17 protein-coding genes are annotated in these 16,576 nt (G+C 58.8%); all 17 read right to left on the reverse strand.

Translation table 11 applies throughout. From position 1 onward, the window contains the following. Positions 1-10: 10 nt before the first annotated feature. The 17 genes from fliQ to EV130_RS10050 all read right to left on the reverse strand — a co-directional run bounded on the left by fliQ (position 11) and on the right by EV130_RS10050 (position 16,435). The gene (fliQ, locus tag EV130_RS09970; RefSeq protein WP_022717183.1) at positions 11-277 is read right to left on the reverse strand and encodes a flagellar biosynthesis protein FliQ; all 267 of its coding nucleotides are present in this window, start codon (positions 275-277) and stop codon (positions 11-13) included. 72 nt (positions 278-349) lie between these two features. Beyond that, complete coding sequence (gene flgD / locus EV130_RS09975) at positions 350-775, reverse strand: flagellar hook assembly protein FlgD (protein WP_074060228.1); 426 nt, start codon at positions 773-775, stop codon at positions 350-352. After that, positions 766-1,215 (reverse strand): flagellar biosynthesis repressor FlbT, encoded by a 450-nt coding sequence (gene flbT, locus EV130_RS09980; RefSeq protein ID WP_022717181.1) that lies wholly within the window; start codon positions 1,213-1,215, stop codon positions 766-768. Before flbT ends, flgD begins: the two co-directional genes overlap by 10 nt. Further along, positions 1,212-1,559, reverse strand: a complete 348-nt coding sequence (flaF, locus tag EV130_RS09985; protein ID WP_074060227.1) for a flagellar biosynthesis regulator FlaF — start codon at positions 1,557-1,559, stop codon at positions 1,212-1,214. The genes flbT and flaF overlap by 4 nt, the downstream gene beginning before the upstream one ends. A 36-nt stretch (positions 1,560-1,595) precedes the next feature. Further along, complete coding sequence (locus EV130_RS09990; RefSeq protein ID WP_132551927.1) at positions 1,596-2,642, reverse strand: flagellar hook-associated family protein; 1,047 nt, start codon at positions 2,640-2,642, stop codon at positions 1,596-1,598. Positions 2,643-2,645: 3 nt separating this feature from the next. Next, positions 2,646-4,142, reverse strand: a complete 1,497-nt coding sequence (gene flgK, locus EV130_RS09995; RefSeq protein ID WP_132660143.1) for a flagellar hook-associated protein FlgK — start codon at positions 4,140-4,142, stop codon at positions 2,646-2,648. A 19-nt stretch (positions 4,143-4,161) separates the two neighbouring features. Then, a complete protein-coding gene (locus EV130_RS10000) occupies positions 4,162-5,472 on the reverse strand; it encodes a flagellar hook protein FlgE (protein ID WP_074060224.1) in 1,311 nt (436 codons plus the stop codon). Between the two features lie 133 nt (positions 5,473-5,605). After that, positions 5,606-6,277 (reverse strand): transcriptional activator Rem, encoded by a 672-nt coding sequence (rem, locus tag EV130_RS10005; protein ID WP_132660145.1) that lies wholly within the window; start codon positions 6,275-6,277, stop codon positions 5,606-5,608. Positions 6,278-6,558: 281 nt separating this feature from the next. Then, positions 6,559-7,116: a lytic transglycosylase domain-containing protein gene (locus EV130_RS10010; RefSeq protein ID WP_132552060.1), complete on the reverse strand. Its 558-nt coding sequence runs from the start codon at positions 7,114-7,116 to the stop codon at positions 6,559-6,561. Next, complete coding sequence (locus EV130_RS10015; RefSeq protein WP_132660153.1) at positions 7,064-8,485, reverse strand: flagellar hook-length control protein FliK; 1,422 nt, start codon at positions 8,483-8,485, stop codon at positions 7,064-7,066. Before EV130_RS10015 ends, EV130_RS10010 begins: the two co-directional genes overlap by 53 nt. Position 8,486: 1 nt before the next feature. Next, complete coding sequence (gene motC / locus EV130_RS10020) at positions 8,487-9,791, reverse strand: chemotaxis protein MotC (RefSeq protein WP_132551925.1); 1,305 nt, start codon at positions 9,789-9,791, stop codon at positions 8,487-8,489. Between the two features lie 4 nt (positions 9,792-9,795). Beyond that, positions 9,796-11,082, reverse strand: coding sequence for a MotB family protein (locus EV130_RS10025; RefSeq protein WP_132551924.1), 1,287 nt, complete (start codon positions 11,080-11,082; stop codon positions 9,796-9,798). Next, complete coding sequence (locus EV130_RS10030; protein ID WP_132551923.1) at positions 11,079-11,717, reverse strand: hypothetical protein; 639 nt, start codon at positions 11,715-11,717, stop codon at positions 11,079-11,081. Before EV130_RS10030 ends, EV130_RS10025 begins: the two co-directional genes overlap by 4 nt. A gap of 194 nt (positions 11,718-11,911) precedes the next feature. Next, positions 11,912-12,865, reverse strand: coding sequence for a flagellin N-terminal helical domain-containing protein (locus tag EV130_RS10035; protein ID WP_132660154.1), 954 nt, complete (start codon positions 12,863-12,865; stop codon positions 11,912-11,914). Between the two features lie 311 nt (positions 12,866-13,176). Continuing rightward, positions 13,177-14,082 (reverse strand): flagellin N-terminal helical domain-containing protein, encoded by a 906-nt coding sequence (locus EV130_RS10040; protein WP_074060216.1) that lies wholly within the window; start codon positions 14,080-14,082, stop codon positions 13,177-13,179. A 246-nt stretch (positions 14,083-14,328) separates the two neighbouring features. Beyond that, positions 14,329-15,240: a flagellin N-terminal helical domain-containing protein gene (locus EV130_RS10045; RefSeq protein WP_074060215.1), complete on the reverse strand. Its 912-nt coding sequence runs from the start codon at positions 15,238-15,240 to the stop codon at positions 14,329-14,331. Positions 15,241-15,526: 286 nt separating this feature from the next. Beyond that, positions 15,527-16,435: a flagellin N-terminal helical domain-containing protein gene (locus tag EV130_RS10050; protein WP_074060214.1), complete on the reverse strand. Its 909-nt coding sequence runs from the start codon at positions 16,433-16,435 to the stop codon at positions 15,527-15,529. Between the last annotated feature and the right edge of the window lie 141 nt (positions 16,436-16,576).

The following is a 16,576-nucleotide window of genomic DNA, read 5'->3' on the forward strand; positions in this document are numbered from 1 at the left end:
CGAAGGTAGCTCAGAAGCCGGACTGGATGCGCGAAAAGACCATGTCGGTGAAAATGGAGATCTGGGAACCGACGAACGGTGCGGAAATGCCGACGGTAATGAGGACGGCGACGATCTTTGGAACGAAAGTGAGCGTCGCTTCCTGAATCTGCGTCAGCGCCTGGATCAGCGCGATGACGAGACCGACGATCATGGCAGCCGCAACCGCAGGGCCGGCCGCGATCAAAACGGTCCAGATCGCCGCCTGAAAAAGGTCGAGTGCATCGGCTTCATTCATCGTCAGGCGCCTCATATCGCATTTCGGTCCGCCCGCAGAAGCCGGACCATCATGAGTTCATTGCAAACCAGATCACGACGACGTGTCTGACGTCGGCGCTTCGTCCGCGAGCGTGATTCCCGCCTGCACAAGAATACTCTTCCCATCCGTCGTCGTCGCGATAATTCCGTCGGAATACACCTTGACCGAGGCGACGGTGCCATTAACGGTGCCGTCGGCGCTGGTCATGTGCTTGCCGATATAGCTGCCGGCCTGAGTGAGGCTGGAGCTTGCAAGCAGCGTGTCCAGTTTCGTGTTCGTCTGGATCGTCTGCTCGACCTGCGAGAAGCTTGCGAGCTGCGACATCTGCTCGCTGGCGTCCATCGGATCCGTCGGATCCTGGTTCTTCATCTGCGCGATGAGCAACTGCAGGAAGTTGTCGTAGTTGAGCGTCGCCTTCTGCTGCGCAGTCTGCGTGGTCGACGTCGTGCCGACGCTGGAAACGCCGTCTACCGCCATGGTGCGATCTCCTTGCGGATTTGCTCGACCATCGCCGGGTGCATTTCCTGGTTGTTCAAGATGCCGTCTTCGGTGGGGTAAAGCGCGCGGATCGCCTTCAGTGCATCGAATGCGCGCCCCGTCGAGACGAGGCCATCGATGCGCTTCAGCTCGGCGAGAACCTCTTCGTTCTTGAAGCATGTCAGCAGCATGGTGATCGACTTGCGGAACATTGCCGTCGACTGCTCCTTGCCTTCCGGATTGATCAGGATCATCTGCGCAATGAAGTAGAGCTGGCGCAGCGGCGTCGTAGCGTCTTCCGGCTGAAGAACATGGTTTTCAAGAAGAAATGTCACATCATTCAGGAATTCCAGCGCGACCTTGCGGTCAACGCGCAAAACCGCGCCATTGATGAAGATTCTCTCTCCGGCTTTTAGCGAAATGCGAAGTGTACTTTTCATTTAAGTCCATCCCTGATGATGGTGGTAACGTCGATAATGCCTTGGTAGTTACTCGATTGGCGTCGCCTGATCTTGTCGCATTCCTTCAAAATCCAGATTGCGATCGAAATCAGGTTGGCCCGCAGCTCGATCTGGAGCTGATTGTCGGGATGCTTGAGATCCTCGATGAAACTCACCCAAAGTCGCCGGGTGTAGAACAGTGCCTCAACCGATTCCCGGCTGTACTTTTCCTTGTCGCGCGCCAGCGAAAGCAATTCGATCGACCGGTCGAGAACTTGCCGCTCCCGCTCTTTCGCGTCGGTCACCGAGTCTTGCATGACCTCGGCATAAGAGAATTGATACATTCATGCATCCTTCTTTGTATTGCGCGCCTTTGATCATCAAAGGTAGTTCACGAGGCTCAGCTGCTGTATTTTCGATACGATCGTGTAAGCCGTTTCGAGCTGTGTCTCCAAAGTCTTGACGAGGGTGGAAGCTTCTGCCGGGTCGACACCCTGGAGGTCCACGACCTTGTTGTTGATGATGGCAGCCTGGGCGTCGAGGGCGTCGTTGGCCTTTGAGACGCGCTCCTGCGACAGGCCGAGCTGGCTTTGCTGGGTCACGAGGCCCGAGGTCGCCTGCGCCGCATAGCCGATGGCGCGCGACGAAACCGCGTCCATGGCATCAGTGCCAAGGCCCTGGTCGATCAGCGCATTCGTCATTACCGTGGCCATTGCAAGGTAGCGCATGCCGTCGGAATTGGCGTTGGTGGACGATGTGATGACTTCCGAGTTGCTGATCCGGCTCGTCATGTTCTGGTTGGAAGCCTTGGACCAGCCTGTTACCGGATCGGTCCATGCCGCAGCGCTGAACATCGGCTCCACGGTGCTGGTCATGAAGGTATCGATTTCAGCCGCCGTCAAGGCGCTGACCGGCTTGGCCAGCCCGCTCGCATAAGTGTTCAGCGCAGTGACGATATCGGCTTCGACGGTCGCGCTGCGATCCGTCAGTGGCGGAACGTCCGTATTGACACCGGAAAACAAGTATTCGCCGCCGGTGATCATGTTGCCGGTGTCCATGAGCTGCGAAAGTGCCGCAGACGAGGACTGGAGGGTAACGGTGATGGCGGTCGATGCCTGGCTTCCCTTGAGCGCCGTCAGATTCTTCACCAGTGCATCGCTCGCCTTTTGCACGTCGGCCAATCCACTCTGGGACATTTCGAGACGAAGATTGACGGTGGAGTTGCTGTCCTTGAACGAGGAGATACGATCGAGCTCTCGCGCGTAGTTCACGCTCTTGGCCGCGTCGATGCCGAGCGATACGCCGATATCGGCGTAGGTCTTGGTGGTGGCTTCAATCGAAGCCTTGACCATCTGGTTCTGCGACTGGCGGATCGTCAATCGCATGGCGTTCTGAATGGCTGAACTAGAAATAAAGGAGCTCTTCATGGCTTAACTCGCTATATCCAGCAATGACTTCAACATTTCATCGATGGCGTTCAAAATCTTCGTAGCCGCCTTGTAGGATTGTTCGATGTCGAGAAGCAGCGTCAGCTCTTCGTCCAGGTTGACGCCGGTCTCGTTGGAATAGGCTTCGTCGGATCGCGAAAGCGCTGCCGCCGTGTTCTCCGTGGCGCCGCTCGCGTCGCTGCGGTACTGTTCGAACCAGCCGATCGAGCTGGACGAAAAATCCATGATGCTGACGTTTGAATCGATACCCGTCGCCGAGTTGAAGCCGATGACGCCGGCGCCCGGATCGAAATCCATCTTGGCGCCCATGGCCGTGTAGAGCTTGTCGAGCTGGGCGGTGTAGCCGCCGTTGGCAGCGGTATTCTGATTGAACGTGGCGCCGTTGATCGAACCGTCGCGCAGCTTCATCGGATCGCCGCCCAGCGAGGTCACCACCGCCGGATTGACCGTGATGGAACCTGCAATGCCGTCGATGATCGCAGCTGTCGTCGGCGTTGCGCCCGCAAGCCCGCTCGGCAGCGTCCAGGTAAACAGACCCGGCAGCGTGCTGGTTCCGGCCGTGTTCGTTTCCGAAAACAACGCAACGAGGCCCTTGGCGATTTCGTCGAGCTGGGATTGGAATGTCGGCGCGACATCGTCACGAAGCTGGAGAAGCGCCTGGAGACTGCCCTGCGCCGACGTCGTGCCGCCCGAACCCTTGCCGAGCGCCACGCCATCGATGTAGACGCCATTGCCGTTGGTGGATGCGCCGTAGCTTTGGGTCGGCTTGAACGTCACCGTGCGCGCAATGGTCTCAAAGAGCGTCACCCCGTCCGAGGTAAAAAGCACCATGTCGTTGTTGTCGCGGGAAACGGTCGTCACTCCCACGATGCCGGAAATCTGCTTGAGCAAGGCGTCGCGCTGGTCGAGCGCTTGCGACGGATCGGCACCGGAAGACGTGGCAGACTTGACGGCGTTGTTTGCGGTTTCGAATTGCGCAAGCAGCTCATTCAGCTCCTCGACGGAATTTGCAATCGATTTGTCCGCATTCATGCGCACCTGCTGGACAGCATTGGTCGCATTGTTCAGCGAGTTTACGACGTCCTGCGCCGCCGTGATGGCGCCCTGGCCGGCGATCGTGCTGTTCGGTGCGGCTCTGAACGCGCTGAGCTTGTCACGAAAGACCGCAAGATAGGTGGAGGGCGCCGTCTCGTAATCGTTGCCGCCGATGACGGACTTGATGTCTTCCAAGCCGTTCAAGAGCGTTTGCTGGGCACTGTCCTGAGAATTGCTCTTCAGGTACTGGCGCAGGAGAGCATCCTCCTGCGCACGATTGATCTTGACCACCTGCGCGCCGTTCAACGAGGTGGTGAGCATCGCCTGCCGACGCACGTAATCCTTATTGCCGGCATTGGCGATATTGTTCGATACGACGCTGCTTTGTGCGCCTGTATTGTTGAATATGCCCTGTGCCGTGTTAAGTGCGGAAGTGAGCGACATGGCTTAGCCGTTACCTTACTTATCTCTTGAGATTGACGAGGACGTCCATCAAGTCCGAACCCGTCTGAAACACTTTCGAGTTTGCCGTGTAGCTGCGCTGCGACTCGATCATTTCCGTGAGCTCGCCTGCCATATCGACGTTCGAACCTTCAAGCGCGCCCGATTGGATCTTGCCGAAGCCACTCGTCTGCGGGAAGCCGGTGACGGTGACGCCGGACCTGCCGTTGGCGGAGTAGACGTTGCCGGACATCAGCGTCAGCAGATCGGGGCTCGGCACGTTTGCGAGCGGGATCTGGAAGACAGGCTTGGTGCTGCCGTCGTCGTATTTCGAATACACCACACCATCGGCGTCGATCGTGATATCGACCGGCGAGTTCGCGCCCTGACCATCGACGTTGCCAGTACCGGACCAACTGTCGCCGACCTGCGAGAGATCGAGGCTCATATTGATGGTGAGACCCGTCACCGGATCGATGATATCCGTGGTGCCGGTATGCGTTGCATCCGTCAGCATCTGCCCGGAGCTGTCGAAATATACCCGCTTCACGTCAACGGCGGCTGAAGAGTACGGGAAGGAGCTCGTGCCAGTCGCGGCCTTGTCAGCATTGCGGAATACCGCCATTTCCCATTCGTAGGCGGTGCCGGTCGGCGGCAGCGGCGCCACGGCCGTTACCGGAACCTTCGTGAAGTAGATGTCGTACATCACCTTGCTGCCGAGCTTGTCATAGGTGACGATCGAATATTTCTGGGTATCGGATGTGGCCGTTGCGCCGTTTGCGCTCGGCAGGTCTGCCGCGGTGGTTTCGATGGGCGAAGAAGGCTTGAGGTTGCCCGTCCACGTACCATTCGCCGTCGGCACGGCTTCCAGTTTCTGGTCGCCGAGGACATTGATCGGAACAAGGCCGTCGAAGCCGTTGACGACGACGGCCGGAGCGGACGAACCATAGGGATAGCCCATCAGCGTGAAACCTGCGGAGTTGACGAGATTGCCTTCGTCGTCCTTCGTGAAGTCACCGGCGCGGGTCAGGACCGGCGTGCCGTCGGCGCCCTGCACGATGAAGAAGCCGTCGCCGGAAATGGCAAGGTCGTAGCCCGAAGTCGTGTAGGAGATGTCGCCCTGGTCGGAAACAGCCTGACGGATCGACGTCTGCACACCACCGGAATTGTAGTTGCCAGCCGTGGACGGCAGCACGAGGGAGGAGAAGGCCGTCGAGACAGCCTTGTAGCCGGTGGTATTTGCATTCGCGATGTTGTCGGCAACGGTGCTCAGGCGGTTTGCCTGTGCGTTCATCCCCGACACTGCCGTCTTCATGCTGCCAAATATGCTCATCTGAAAACCTCGTTTTCCTTGATAGCTTGGAGAGTATTTGGCGGGCCTTGCGTGAAGCTGTCTGTCTAAAGCGGAGCTGCCTGATCGAAATGTTGAAAGGCACGTTTCCGCGGGCCAGGCCCGCCGCTGAAAATCAGTTCCAGTCGATGCAGTAGCCGAGAAAGCGCTTCGAATCGACCGGGTCGACGCCGAGCTTCTTGCGCAACTTCTTGCGCAGCTTGGAGATATGGCTTTCCACGACATTTTCTTCGACTTCCTCGTCGAAGATGCCGTAGATGGCATTGAAGATCTGGGTCTTGGTGACGCGGCGGCCGCGGTTGGCGATCAGGTATTCCAGAATGCGGCGTTCGCGGCGGGGAAGCGCAAAGACTTCACCGTTGATTTCCGGATCGCGGCCGTCCGAGAAGACGCGGATCGCGCCGATATCGGTGCGGGTCGAAATCGCCTTCAGGCGGCGGCGGATCGCAGCAGCCCGCGCCAGGATTTCACGCGGGTGCACGGGCTTGCGGACGACGTCGTCGACGCCGCAATCAAAAAGTGCAAGGGTGTTTTCGAGCGACGGCTGGTCGCTGACCGCGATCACCGGCGCCTGGGAGCGATCCCGGATCGCCCGCGGCAGCTCGAGAGCCTGCCGGCCCTGGCCGATCAGGAAGGCCTCGACAGCCGCGATATCGGAATCGGCCGCCGTTTGCACCCACTCGCCGAATTCACCTGGATCAAAGCCGGTCGAGGGAATGCCCTCCCGGCCAAACAGTGATGTGTAACCATCTTTCACGAGCTCACGCTCATCAACCACTACGATCATTCGTCCGCCTCCGAATCAGTGTGGCACCTCGATGATCTATGGGTACGAATCGCACGAATCTGGGACAAGCTGCTGGAACTAAATGGCAGGAATTAATAGTTGATTAAGAACTGGGTCCCGATTTGCTCTATATCTAGTATGCCTTGTCAGTTATGCACACAAAAATTTCGTGGAAAAGTTAACGAAAGGTAAATCAGGTCTTGTGAACCCAACTTTCGGCCAATTCCTGCCACATTATGGCACGATTCCGTTTTGTTCCAGATTTTCAATTTTTGCTTGTATCAGTTCTGGCAGAAGTTGCTCGCATTGGGAGTCCACTTGCCATAGCCGGTAGCGACGAGATTGGCGATCACGCGGCAGACATAACGCTTCTGCGCAGGATCGTTGTTCGGCCCGGCATGGTATCGTGCTACCGCCATCGTCCATGTTTCATGCCGATCGTGAAGATTGCGAAGGAACTTGGCCGCATATTCGACATTGCGGTGCGGGTCGAACATGGCTTCCGCCGAGCTGAAATTCTCGCCATGAAAGTAATGGTTGATCTGCATGCAGCCGATGTCGATGAGCTTGGCGCCGTTTTTTCGCGCCGAATGGAACTGCCTCATGGCGTCCAGCTCGGTGGGCGGGAAGACTGCCTTGCCTTCTATGTTGAGCGCAAAAGGATTGAGCGAACCCTTGCGGCCGGTTTCCGTGAGCCCCACGGAATAGAGAATGCCTTCCGGTATGGCGTATTTGGAAGCAGCTGACTGGATTTCCCTTTCGCAGGCACCGCCGGAGGCGCGCGCCTCACAGGTAAACGCTGCCAGAAGCGCCGCCGCCAGCGGCACCAGAAGCAACATCTTCACCATTGGTCTCCCCTGCCCCATTAAGGCCTCCATTGCCGCGCTGCGCCGTCTGGGCGTTGCGCTCGCGCGCTTCGCCACCCTGCCCTTGCTGCAGGGATTGTTGCTGGGAAGACTGCTCTTGGGCATTTGCCTGGTTCCCCGCGTCGGGCCTTTCTACCGGCGCCATGCTGATCGTGACGTTGTCGATGGCATAGCCCTGGCTGCGAAGAACCTCGATGATCTTGCCGTGATCTTCCTTGAGCTGCCGATAGGCCGCACCGGTTTCAACCTTCAGGTCGACGTTCAGGGCATCGCCGGAAAGGCGCATCGTTGCCGTCACGAGACCGAGGTCGATCGGCGACATCTGAATCTTCAGCGTGTTGACGACCTTCCCGGTGCTCGTCCATTCGGCCGCGTTCGACAATGCCGAACTCGGCTGCATCGCACCCGTCCACTCGTTGTCGCCAAGGATTGCCGCGGTCACGGATGCGGAATTCTGCGCAAGGCCGATATAGCGGCGTGAATCGAGAATGGTGACGTTTTCGATATCGCTCTTTGCCTTGGCGCCGGACGCGTCCTGATCAGCACCGATACGGATGTCCATGGACTCCCCGCGCCCGTCCGCACGGCTCAAACGGAAGGTCTTTGCCTCAAGATTGGCTGGGCCGTCTACCGCCGGCATCTGCGCGTCGCTGGCGCTGATCGCCGCCAGCGCATCGGCCGCAGTCGCAATTGCCGTGCCACGGCCGGGATCGCTTTCCTTACCGGCCATATCGTCCTTTTCATCCACGTGGCCTGCAGCCAGGAGTGACACCGGCATCACCGTGCCCGTCGCCTCCTTGTTCAAAAGACCGAGTGCATCGGAGACGGACGTCGCATCCGACGGAGGGACTTCATCGGCTCCGGTCTTGTTCTCCAAGGTCTTTGCCGATTTTCCGTCTTTTGCGGCATGTGCATCTTCGGCGACGTCGCGGGCGTCTTCCTTGACGTCGAATTCTACCGAAGCGGCATCGACGCGGCCTTTCATCTGATCCTTGCCGGATTTGCCCGTGATGATCGCAACCTTCTCCGGCTGCGTTGCGGCCTGTTGTTTCAAGGATGCATCGCGAAGAGCCATCAACGGCTTGCTGCGCGCACGATCGCGCAAATCAAGAACGACACGGCCGGCAGCGCCCTCGTCGACGGCTGTTTGGGCATCGTCGGCCGAAGCGGCTGCGGCAGGCGCGCCGCCGGTGGTGCTTTGCGCACCGTTTCCTGCCTTCGAGAGCACGTCCGAAAAGCCGCCATTGGCAGCCTCGCCGCCCTTGGCTGCCGGACCATTGCCTCTGGCGGCTGGCGCGGCTTCGGTTGCGGCCGCTCCCCCCGTTAGGTTCATGTCGATCATTTCAATTGCTCTCTTGGCTCAAGAGACCGTCGATTTCGTCGAGTTTCGAACGGCTCGTCGTCACAAAGGATTTGAATGACGGGTCAGCCTCCTGCTCTGCACCGTCCCCCAAAAGCGCCGGCGCCGCCCCATCGTCAGCAGGCTCGGAGGGCGCCGCGATCTCTACGGGCTGGGATCCGTCGGCCGTCGATACGGCTGCCTGTTCAGAAGTGATTTCTTCACTAGCAGGTTTAGAACTGGACGCTTGTGTCAGGCTTGCCGGATCCGGCGGCTGCAGCACCTGTTCGGCGATGGATTTGGCTGCAGCGCGTAATGCGCGGTCGCGCGGGGAGAGCTCGCTGTCTGCAACGCTGCTGATGCTCTTTGCGGCCGCACCCACGTCGGGCGTGGAGACAGAGGCCATGTTGCCGTAGAAATCGGCAAGCATGCCGAGCGCATTGTTCGGTTCACCGGCAAGCGATTGGGCATATGCGGCCGCCGTCCTTGCAAGCTCCGCCTTGCCGGCAATACCGGCGGCTCGCGCAATGCGCAGATACACCTCGCGGCGCCGCGGTTCGTCCATGAAGGAGAGGATGCTGACGATATCTTCCGTCTTCAAATGGTCGTGGTCGACGATCAGCTTGACGAAAAGATCCGCGAACTGGCTCGCATACGGCGAGTGGAGGAACCGCCGCACATAGCGCTGCGAATAGGCAAGCCCCTTGTCAAGGAGTCCCGCCTCGACGCAGATCGCCACCGAGCGGCGCAGGGCGGCTTCTTCGACAATCGTCCCCGGCGCCGAAAGCCGCGCCTGATCATAGAGCTTGAGCGCTTCGTCCGGGCTTCGCGCCACCATGACGTTGCCGCCGACAAGCGCGAGATAGGGACCGATCTTCTTGTCGCGGTACTCATTTGCGGTATCGACCAGTGTCTTTGCAACGAGCAGGCCCTTGCCGCTCAGGTACTTGCGCAGGACATCGGTTACGCGATTGTCGAAATAACCGTTCACGTCCCTGGCAATCAGGTATTCGAGAGTGGCCGGATTGCCGCCGCTCATGGCATAGACGAGTGCGGCATCGACGTTGCGGTCGTCATCGAAGACTGAGGCATCCCCATTGCGCAGGCGCTGATCGATCGTGCCGAGCATGAAGCGCTGCATCTCGGCCGCCGAATGATCGCCGAGGGCGACCGAGTCCTGTACGAACTGCAGCGAACGCAACATCTTGTACGGCGCCAGGTTCGCCTGATCCTCATCTGCAGCGACGGTTGGCGAAGCGATCGCCAATCCGAGAGCCAGGAGAAGATGCCGGTGCTGCGGGCGCGCCATGAGACTATCCCCGATCCGTTTGAACCAGGATTTCGATGCGGCGGTTGGCGGCGTTGAAGGGATCGTCGGGCAGCTTCAGCCTCCGATCGGCAAAGCCGGAAACCTGAGCGACGCGCTTTTCGTCCACCCCGCCGCGAACGAGCATGTAATAGGCCGCCTGCGCACGATCCATGGAAAGACGCCAGTTCTCATTGTCGGCACCCTTGAACTGACGGCCGTCCGTATGGCCGCGAATGACGACTGCCCCCTGACGGCTCTTCAGGATTTCGCCGATCTTTTCCATCGCCAGCACCATTTCCTTACGCGGAACGGCCGAGCCGATATTGAACATGGAATTGTCGTCCTGGTCGGCCAGGCTGACCAGCAGGCCGCCTTCTGCTGCAGTGACGGTCAAACCTTCCGCAAGCTTGCCCGCAAATGTGCTGATCTGCCGGGCGATCTCCTGCTGCAGCTCCTCGGCATGTTTGTCTTCGTCGGCGGGCACCGGTGCATCGGCAGGCTGGTGTTGGCCGTGCTTTTGCGTCTTGGCTGCGGCTTCACCCGATTTTTCCGGCAAGATCGCGCCCTTGTCCTGCGCTTCGCCTGCGGCGGCGGACGCTGGATCCGCGGTTGCGGGCTTGAGAGCCTCTGCCTTGGCCAGTGCCGTCGCATCGGGCTTCTGTTCGGGGTCGGCCTGGTCGGCTGCTGCCTGTTCGACCTTGTCGGCTTGCGTGACCTCGACCTGTTTCGTCCAGAAATCCGGATCGAACGGATCGCGATACGCCTGGCCGCCGTCAGCTCCGGTCGCGGGGCCCGAATCGCTTGCTCCGCCCTCGCCCTTGGCGCTGACATTTGCCTGCTGGCCGACTTCCTGGGCGATTTCGGCGAGTACCGAATAGGGGTTCTCGAAGAAATCGGCTTCGGAGTAATTCTTCTGGTCGCCCGAAGTCGACGTCTGATCGTCACCATTGGCGGCAGATGCGCCCTTGGTGGGTTCTTCTTCCTCTACCTTGGACCTGTCCTGCTTGCGATCGCCATCGGCCTGGTCGACGGGCTTCTTCAAGCCCTTCTCGGTGGGCTTCTCATCGGCAAGTTTGATCGGGTTGAAATAGGTGGCGACGGAAGCCTTGGTCTCCTCGTTGGCCGCATTGACCAGCCACATGACGAGGAAGAACGCCATCATTGCGGTCATGAAGTCGGCATAGGCGATTTTCCAGGCGCCGCCATGGGCGCCGTCATGATCGCCGCCGCCATGCCGCTTGACGATGATGACTTCATTCCTGCCGTGGTGATGGTTTTCGCTTTCACTCATTCAAGAACCTTCTTCAGGCTGGCAGACCAGGCGGAAATGCGCGTAATCAGGACGGAATCACCGACTTCAACGGAGAGATCGGCGTCTTCGAATTCCTGATGACGCAGCAGATCCCGCCTTTCACCCATTTCGGCCTTCAGCAACTCGAAAAGCCGCGACGGGCCCCTGACCGTCACCGAACCTGCTGCGCCTTCCAGGATCGCTTCGCGTAGCATGGCTGCGAGACTTGAGACCGCCTGGACGGCAAGCGCCTCCGTCAGCATCGGCGCAATCGCTTTCGCGGTTGCCGCACTTACGAGGTTTGCGACCTCCACCCCGATCTGATCGAGGCGGCGTGCAATCACCGCTGCCGTCTCTTCTTGATACCTTGCCGTCAGTTCTTCGATCTCGCGCTGGTGCACAAGCGAGACCGTCTGCGCCTCCAACTCGTACCTCTCGGTCAGCTCGGCCGTGGCTGCGGCATAGCCTTCGCCATAGGCCTCGCGACGCTCGGCTCCGACATCGACCGCAGGTTCTTGCGGGATGTTCGCAAAACCGCCGAAGTCGTCGTCGACCAAGTTGTCCGCGTCGACGACCTGTGCGGCAGGTTTCGTCTCACCGAAGTCCTTCAAATACCGGGAAAGCATAGCGCTCATTGAAACCCCCCCGGCATCTGCAATCAATTTCGACATGCGCGTCCTGCCTTGCACGAACCAAACCCTTACGCCGGCAACGGACGCGAAGACATTCTTCAGCCTCCGCACGGCTCAAACAGCGTTTCTTCTTCAGACTAGAAACCCAAACTTGTGCGAGGATGAATGGCAGGCTCCGCGCATGCCTTTCGCCGACACTACTCGAGCAGGATCAGGACCTTGCTTGCGGACGTATTCATGACGGAAAGTGCTTCGGTTGCCATATCACGCGCTGTTTGAGCTGCGGACAGGCGAACCGAAGCTTCGTCCATATCGGTATCGACAAGGGCGCCTATGCTCCTCTTCAGCGACGTCGAAAGCGTGGCGACGAAATCCTGCCTGTCTTCGATGCGGGAATTCATCGTGCCAAGGCCCGCGGCGGTCGCATTGAGGCTGGAAATAATATTGTCCGATACCGTCAGCATGTCCTGCAGGTCCTGCGACGTCGAGCTTGTAGAGATCGACATTTCGGAACCAACCGCCGACGTCGTCGAACCCGCATCGAGCAAGTAGTAATTGCGGGCAGGCATTGCGTCCGGATCGGCGTTGATCGATTTCGTCAGTAGCCCGCGGCTGGCGTTGTTCGTGTCGATCATGATCGTGTTGGCTGCCGGGTAAGTGATGTTCTGCGGGTAGTATTCACCGTTCGGACCGCGGACGAATCCGCCGATGACCGACCGTTGCACGGGTGCCGTCGCATCTCGGTTCAACAGCCAGTTCTCGCCGGAAAAATTGACGGAATTCACGGCACTTTCCAGTTGTGCCTTATACTGCTCCATCGTGACGCTGAGCTTGTCTCGATCATTGGCGGGGTCGCTCGCCGATACGACGGTTTTGCGTATCTCCGAGACCACATCGATCAGCGAAGTTATCGCCGTGTAGGCGGTATCGACCTTCGCGGCACCGAGACCAAGCGCATCGCCGACCGTCCTCAACGCATTTTCGTCCGACCGCAGCGTCGTTGCGGAAGCCCATGAGGAGGCATTGTCTGCCGCAGTCTCGACGCGCAGCTCCGACGATACCTGCCGCTGAACGGTGTCGGCTTCCTTGCTAACGCCGCGAAGAACAGTGAGCACGTTCAACGCGCCTACGTCTGTGATCGTGTAGGCCATCGATTAATCCCTGAACTAGTATGAATGGGACAGGCCGGATTGCCGGCAGCGACTTAACTGGCTTCATGCCGCCGGCTGGTCCCTCCAGGCCGGTACGTCGCAAACAAATCAACTTACAATGAGGTTAACCCGACATTAACCTCGCCGGCAAGAGGTTGATCGCATTGGCCGAACGCAACGGCAAGCTTGACGCAAGCTCTTGATTTCCAAAACCGAAATCGCGCCATAGTGGCGCGATTTGCTGTCTGTCGATGGAAGCTGACACGCGCTGCTTCTCCAGGATCAGGCCCGGCTCAGCTTCAACCGGAAGCTTAACTGCGGAAGAGCGAGAGAATGTTCTGCGCGCTGGAATTGGCAATCGACAGCGACTGGATCGCTAGTTGTTGCTGCGTCTGCAATGCCGTCAGCTTGCTTGATTCCTCTTCCATGTTTGCATCGACGAGGCGGCCGACGCCCGAATCGATCGAGTCGCTCAGCGCTGAGACGAAATCCTCCTGTAGCTGGATGCGTGTCGAGATCGAGCCGAGCTGCGAGGCTGCCCTCGTCATCGCATCGAGGCCGAGTTCGACGGCCGTCAGGGCGAGCGAAATCCCGTCCGTTCCAAAAGATGTGATGTCCATCGAGTAGATTGAACCGATGGTGCCGTTCGAAGAGCCGATAATGCCCGACGAGGTTTCGATTGCGCCACCGCTGACGCCGAAGAGAACGTTGCCGGTCGACGAGGAATCGAGCTTGTAGTCGGTGGTCGTAACGGAAGTGTTTCCGTTGCCGTCGCGCACGAAGGAGGAGACAACGCTTTTCGTTTCGTTGCCCGCGACCCAGTTTTCGCCCGAGAAGGATGCCGATTGCGCTATGCTGAGGAGCTGCGCCTGCAACTGCTTGATCTCTTCCTGGATTTTTGTTCTGTCGACACCCTTTTCGGTAGCGGCAACCAGCTTAGCCTTGATTTCTGTCACTACGTCGACGGCGCTGTCCATCGCAGAATAGGCTGTGTCGACCTTGGCGGCACCCAGACCCAGCGCGTCGGAGACGGCCGAAAGCGCCTTGTTGTCGGAGCGCATGGTCGTTGCAATCGACCAGTAGGCGGCATTATCGGCTGCCTTTTCTACGCGATAGCCGGATGAAACATGATTTTGGGTTTCCTCCAGGCTGTCATTGATGGCCCGCAGCGTCTGGAGAGCGGCCATTGCAGCGACATTGGTCAAAATACTGGTCATAAAATGATTGCCCCTTGTTGGCATTTTTTGGAAAGGGACATTCCGGACTACCGGGAGCGGCGGTCAGCTTTCATGCCTGTTAACCGAAAATCAATATTGGTTAACCCGCCGTTTCGTTGAGCGCAGAAGACGCCAAAATGGTTAACGAATAGTTAACGCCAACAGAAAAAGCCGCGCTCCCAACGAAGCGCGGCCTCCTTATCGTGGCCTGCCGGACGAGCCGGCCGGTGAATGTTCTTCGACCAATTAGCCGCGGAAGAGCGACAGAATGTTCTGCGAAGAGGAGTTGGCGATCGAGAGAGACTGGATCGCAAGCTGCTGCTGCGTCTGCAGGGCGGCGAGTTTGGAGGATTCTTCTTCCATGTCGGCGTCGACGAGACGGCCGATACCGGAGTCGATCGAGTCGCTCAGAGCCGAGACGAAATCGTCCTGCATTTCGATGCGGGTGGAGATCGAGCCAAGTTCGGCGCCAGCCGAAGTCATCGCCTTCAGTGCGGATTCGACGTTGGACAGAGCCGTCGAGAGCTGGCCCAGCGTGAAGTTGGTGATGTCCATCGAGTAGACCGAACCGGTTGCGCCCGTCGAGGTGCCGAGGATGCCGGTGGAGGTTTCGATCGTGCCACCGCTCATGCCGAACAGGACGTTGCCGGCCGAGGAGTTGTCCAGCTTGTAGTCGGTCGTCTTGACCGACACGCCGTTCGAACCATCGCGAACGAAGGTCGAAACAACGCTCTTGGTGGTGTTGTTTGCGCCGGCGACCCAGTTTTCGCCAGAGAATGCCGCCGACTGAGCGATGCTCAGCAGCTGTTCCTGAAGCTGGTCGATTTCTTCCTGGACCTTCGCCTTGTCGACGCCGTTTTCAGTCGCGGCAACCAGCTTGGCCTTGATTTCGGAAACAACGTCGATGGCGCTGTCCATCGCGGCATAGGCAGTGTCGACCTTGGCGGCACCGAGGCCGAGAGCGTCGGAAACGGCCGAAAGCGCCTTGTTGTCGGAACGCATGGTCGTTGCGATCGACCAGTAAGCAGCATTGTCAGCGGCCTTGCCGACCCGCAGGCCGGACGAAACGTGATCCTGGGTCTCGCCGAGGCCCTGGTTGATGCCGCGCAGAGTCTGGAGAGCTGCCATTGCAGCGTTGTTGGTAACGATACTCGTCATGTCTATTTGCCCCTTTGGCAGGAAAAACAAGGAAGGGACATTCCGGAATTTTTTGCCGGCCCACAGCGATCAGCTTCATGCCTGTTAACCGTATCCATTAAGGTTAACTCGCCGTTTCGATGGGCCTAGAAAACAGCAAGATGGTTAAGGAATACTGAAGCTGAAGGAGAAATTTAGTTAATGAAATCTGAATGTTAGGTACTGTTTGATTAACATGTTCTTAAAACATTTCGCGGCCGGGATGATCCGGCCGCGAGACTTAAGTGCTTGTCGATTTCGACCGCGCTTAGCGGAAGAGCGACAGGATGTTCTGCGAAGAGGAGTTGGCGATCGAGAGAGACTGGATCGCAAGCTGCTGCTGCGTCTGCAGGGCGGCGAGCTTGGAGGATTCTTCTTCCATGTCGGCGTCGACGAGACGGCCGATACCGGAGTCGATCGAGTCGCTCAGAGCCGAGACGAAATCGTCCTGCATTTCGATGCGGGTGGACAGCGAGCCAAGCTCGGCGCCAGCCGAAGTCATCGCCTTCAGTGCGGATTCGACGTTGGACAGAGCCGTCGAGATCTGGCCCAGCGTGAAGTTGGTGATGTCCATCGAGTAGACCGAACCGGTTGCGCCCGTCGAGGTGCCGAGGATGCCGGTGGAGGTTTCGATCGAGCCACCGCTCATGCCGAACAGGACGTTGCCGGCCGAGGAGTTGTCCAGCTTGTAGTCGGTCGTCTTGACCGACACGCCGTTCGAACCATCGCGAACGAAGGACGAAACAACGCTCTTGGTGGTATTGTTTGCGCCGGCGACCCAGTTTTCGCCATTGAAGGAAGCCGACTGAGCGATGCTCATCAACTGCGCCTGCAGCTGGCTGATTTCTTCCTGGACCTTCGCCTTGTCGACGCCGTTTTCAGTCGCGGCAACCAGCTTGGCCTTGATTTCGGAAACAACGTCGATGGCGCTGTCCATCGCAGTGTAAGCGGTATCGACCTTGGCGGCACCCATGCCGAGAGCGTCGGAAACGGCCGAAAGCGCCTTGTTGTCGGAACGCATGGTCGTTGCGATCGACCAGTAAGCAGCGTTGTCGGAAGCCGAGCCGACGCGCAGACCGGTCGAAACGTGGTTCTGAGTCTGGTTCAGGCCCTTGTTGACGTTACGCAGCGTCTGGAGAGCTGCCATGGAAGAGTTGTTCGTATTGATACTTGTCATAAAAGTCTGTCCCCTAGAAAACTAGATACAAAAGGAGGACATTACCGGACTGCTTACCGGCGATGACGGACCAGCTTCATGCCCCTCGGTGCCCTGTGTTCTTGGCCCCAAACCCGTCATGTCGGGGAGCAATCTCGCAGC

The sequence above is a fragment of the Rhizobium azibense genome, from assembly GCF_004342325.1.
Lineage (GTDB): Bacteria > Pseudomonadota > Alphaproteobacteria > Rhizobiales > Rhizobiaceae > Rhizobium > Rhizobium etli_B.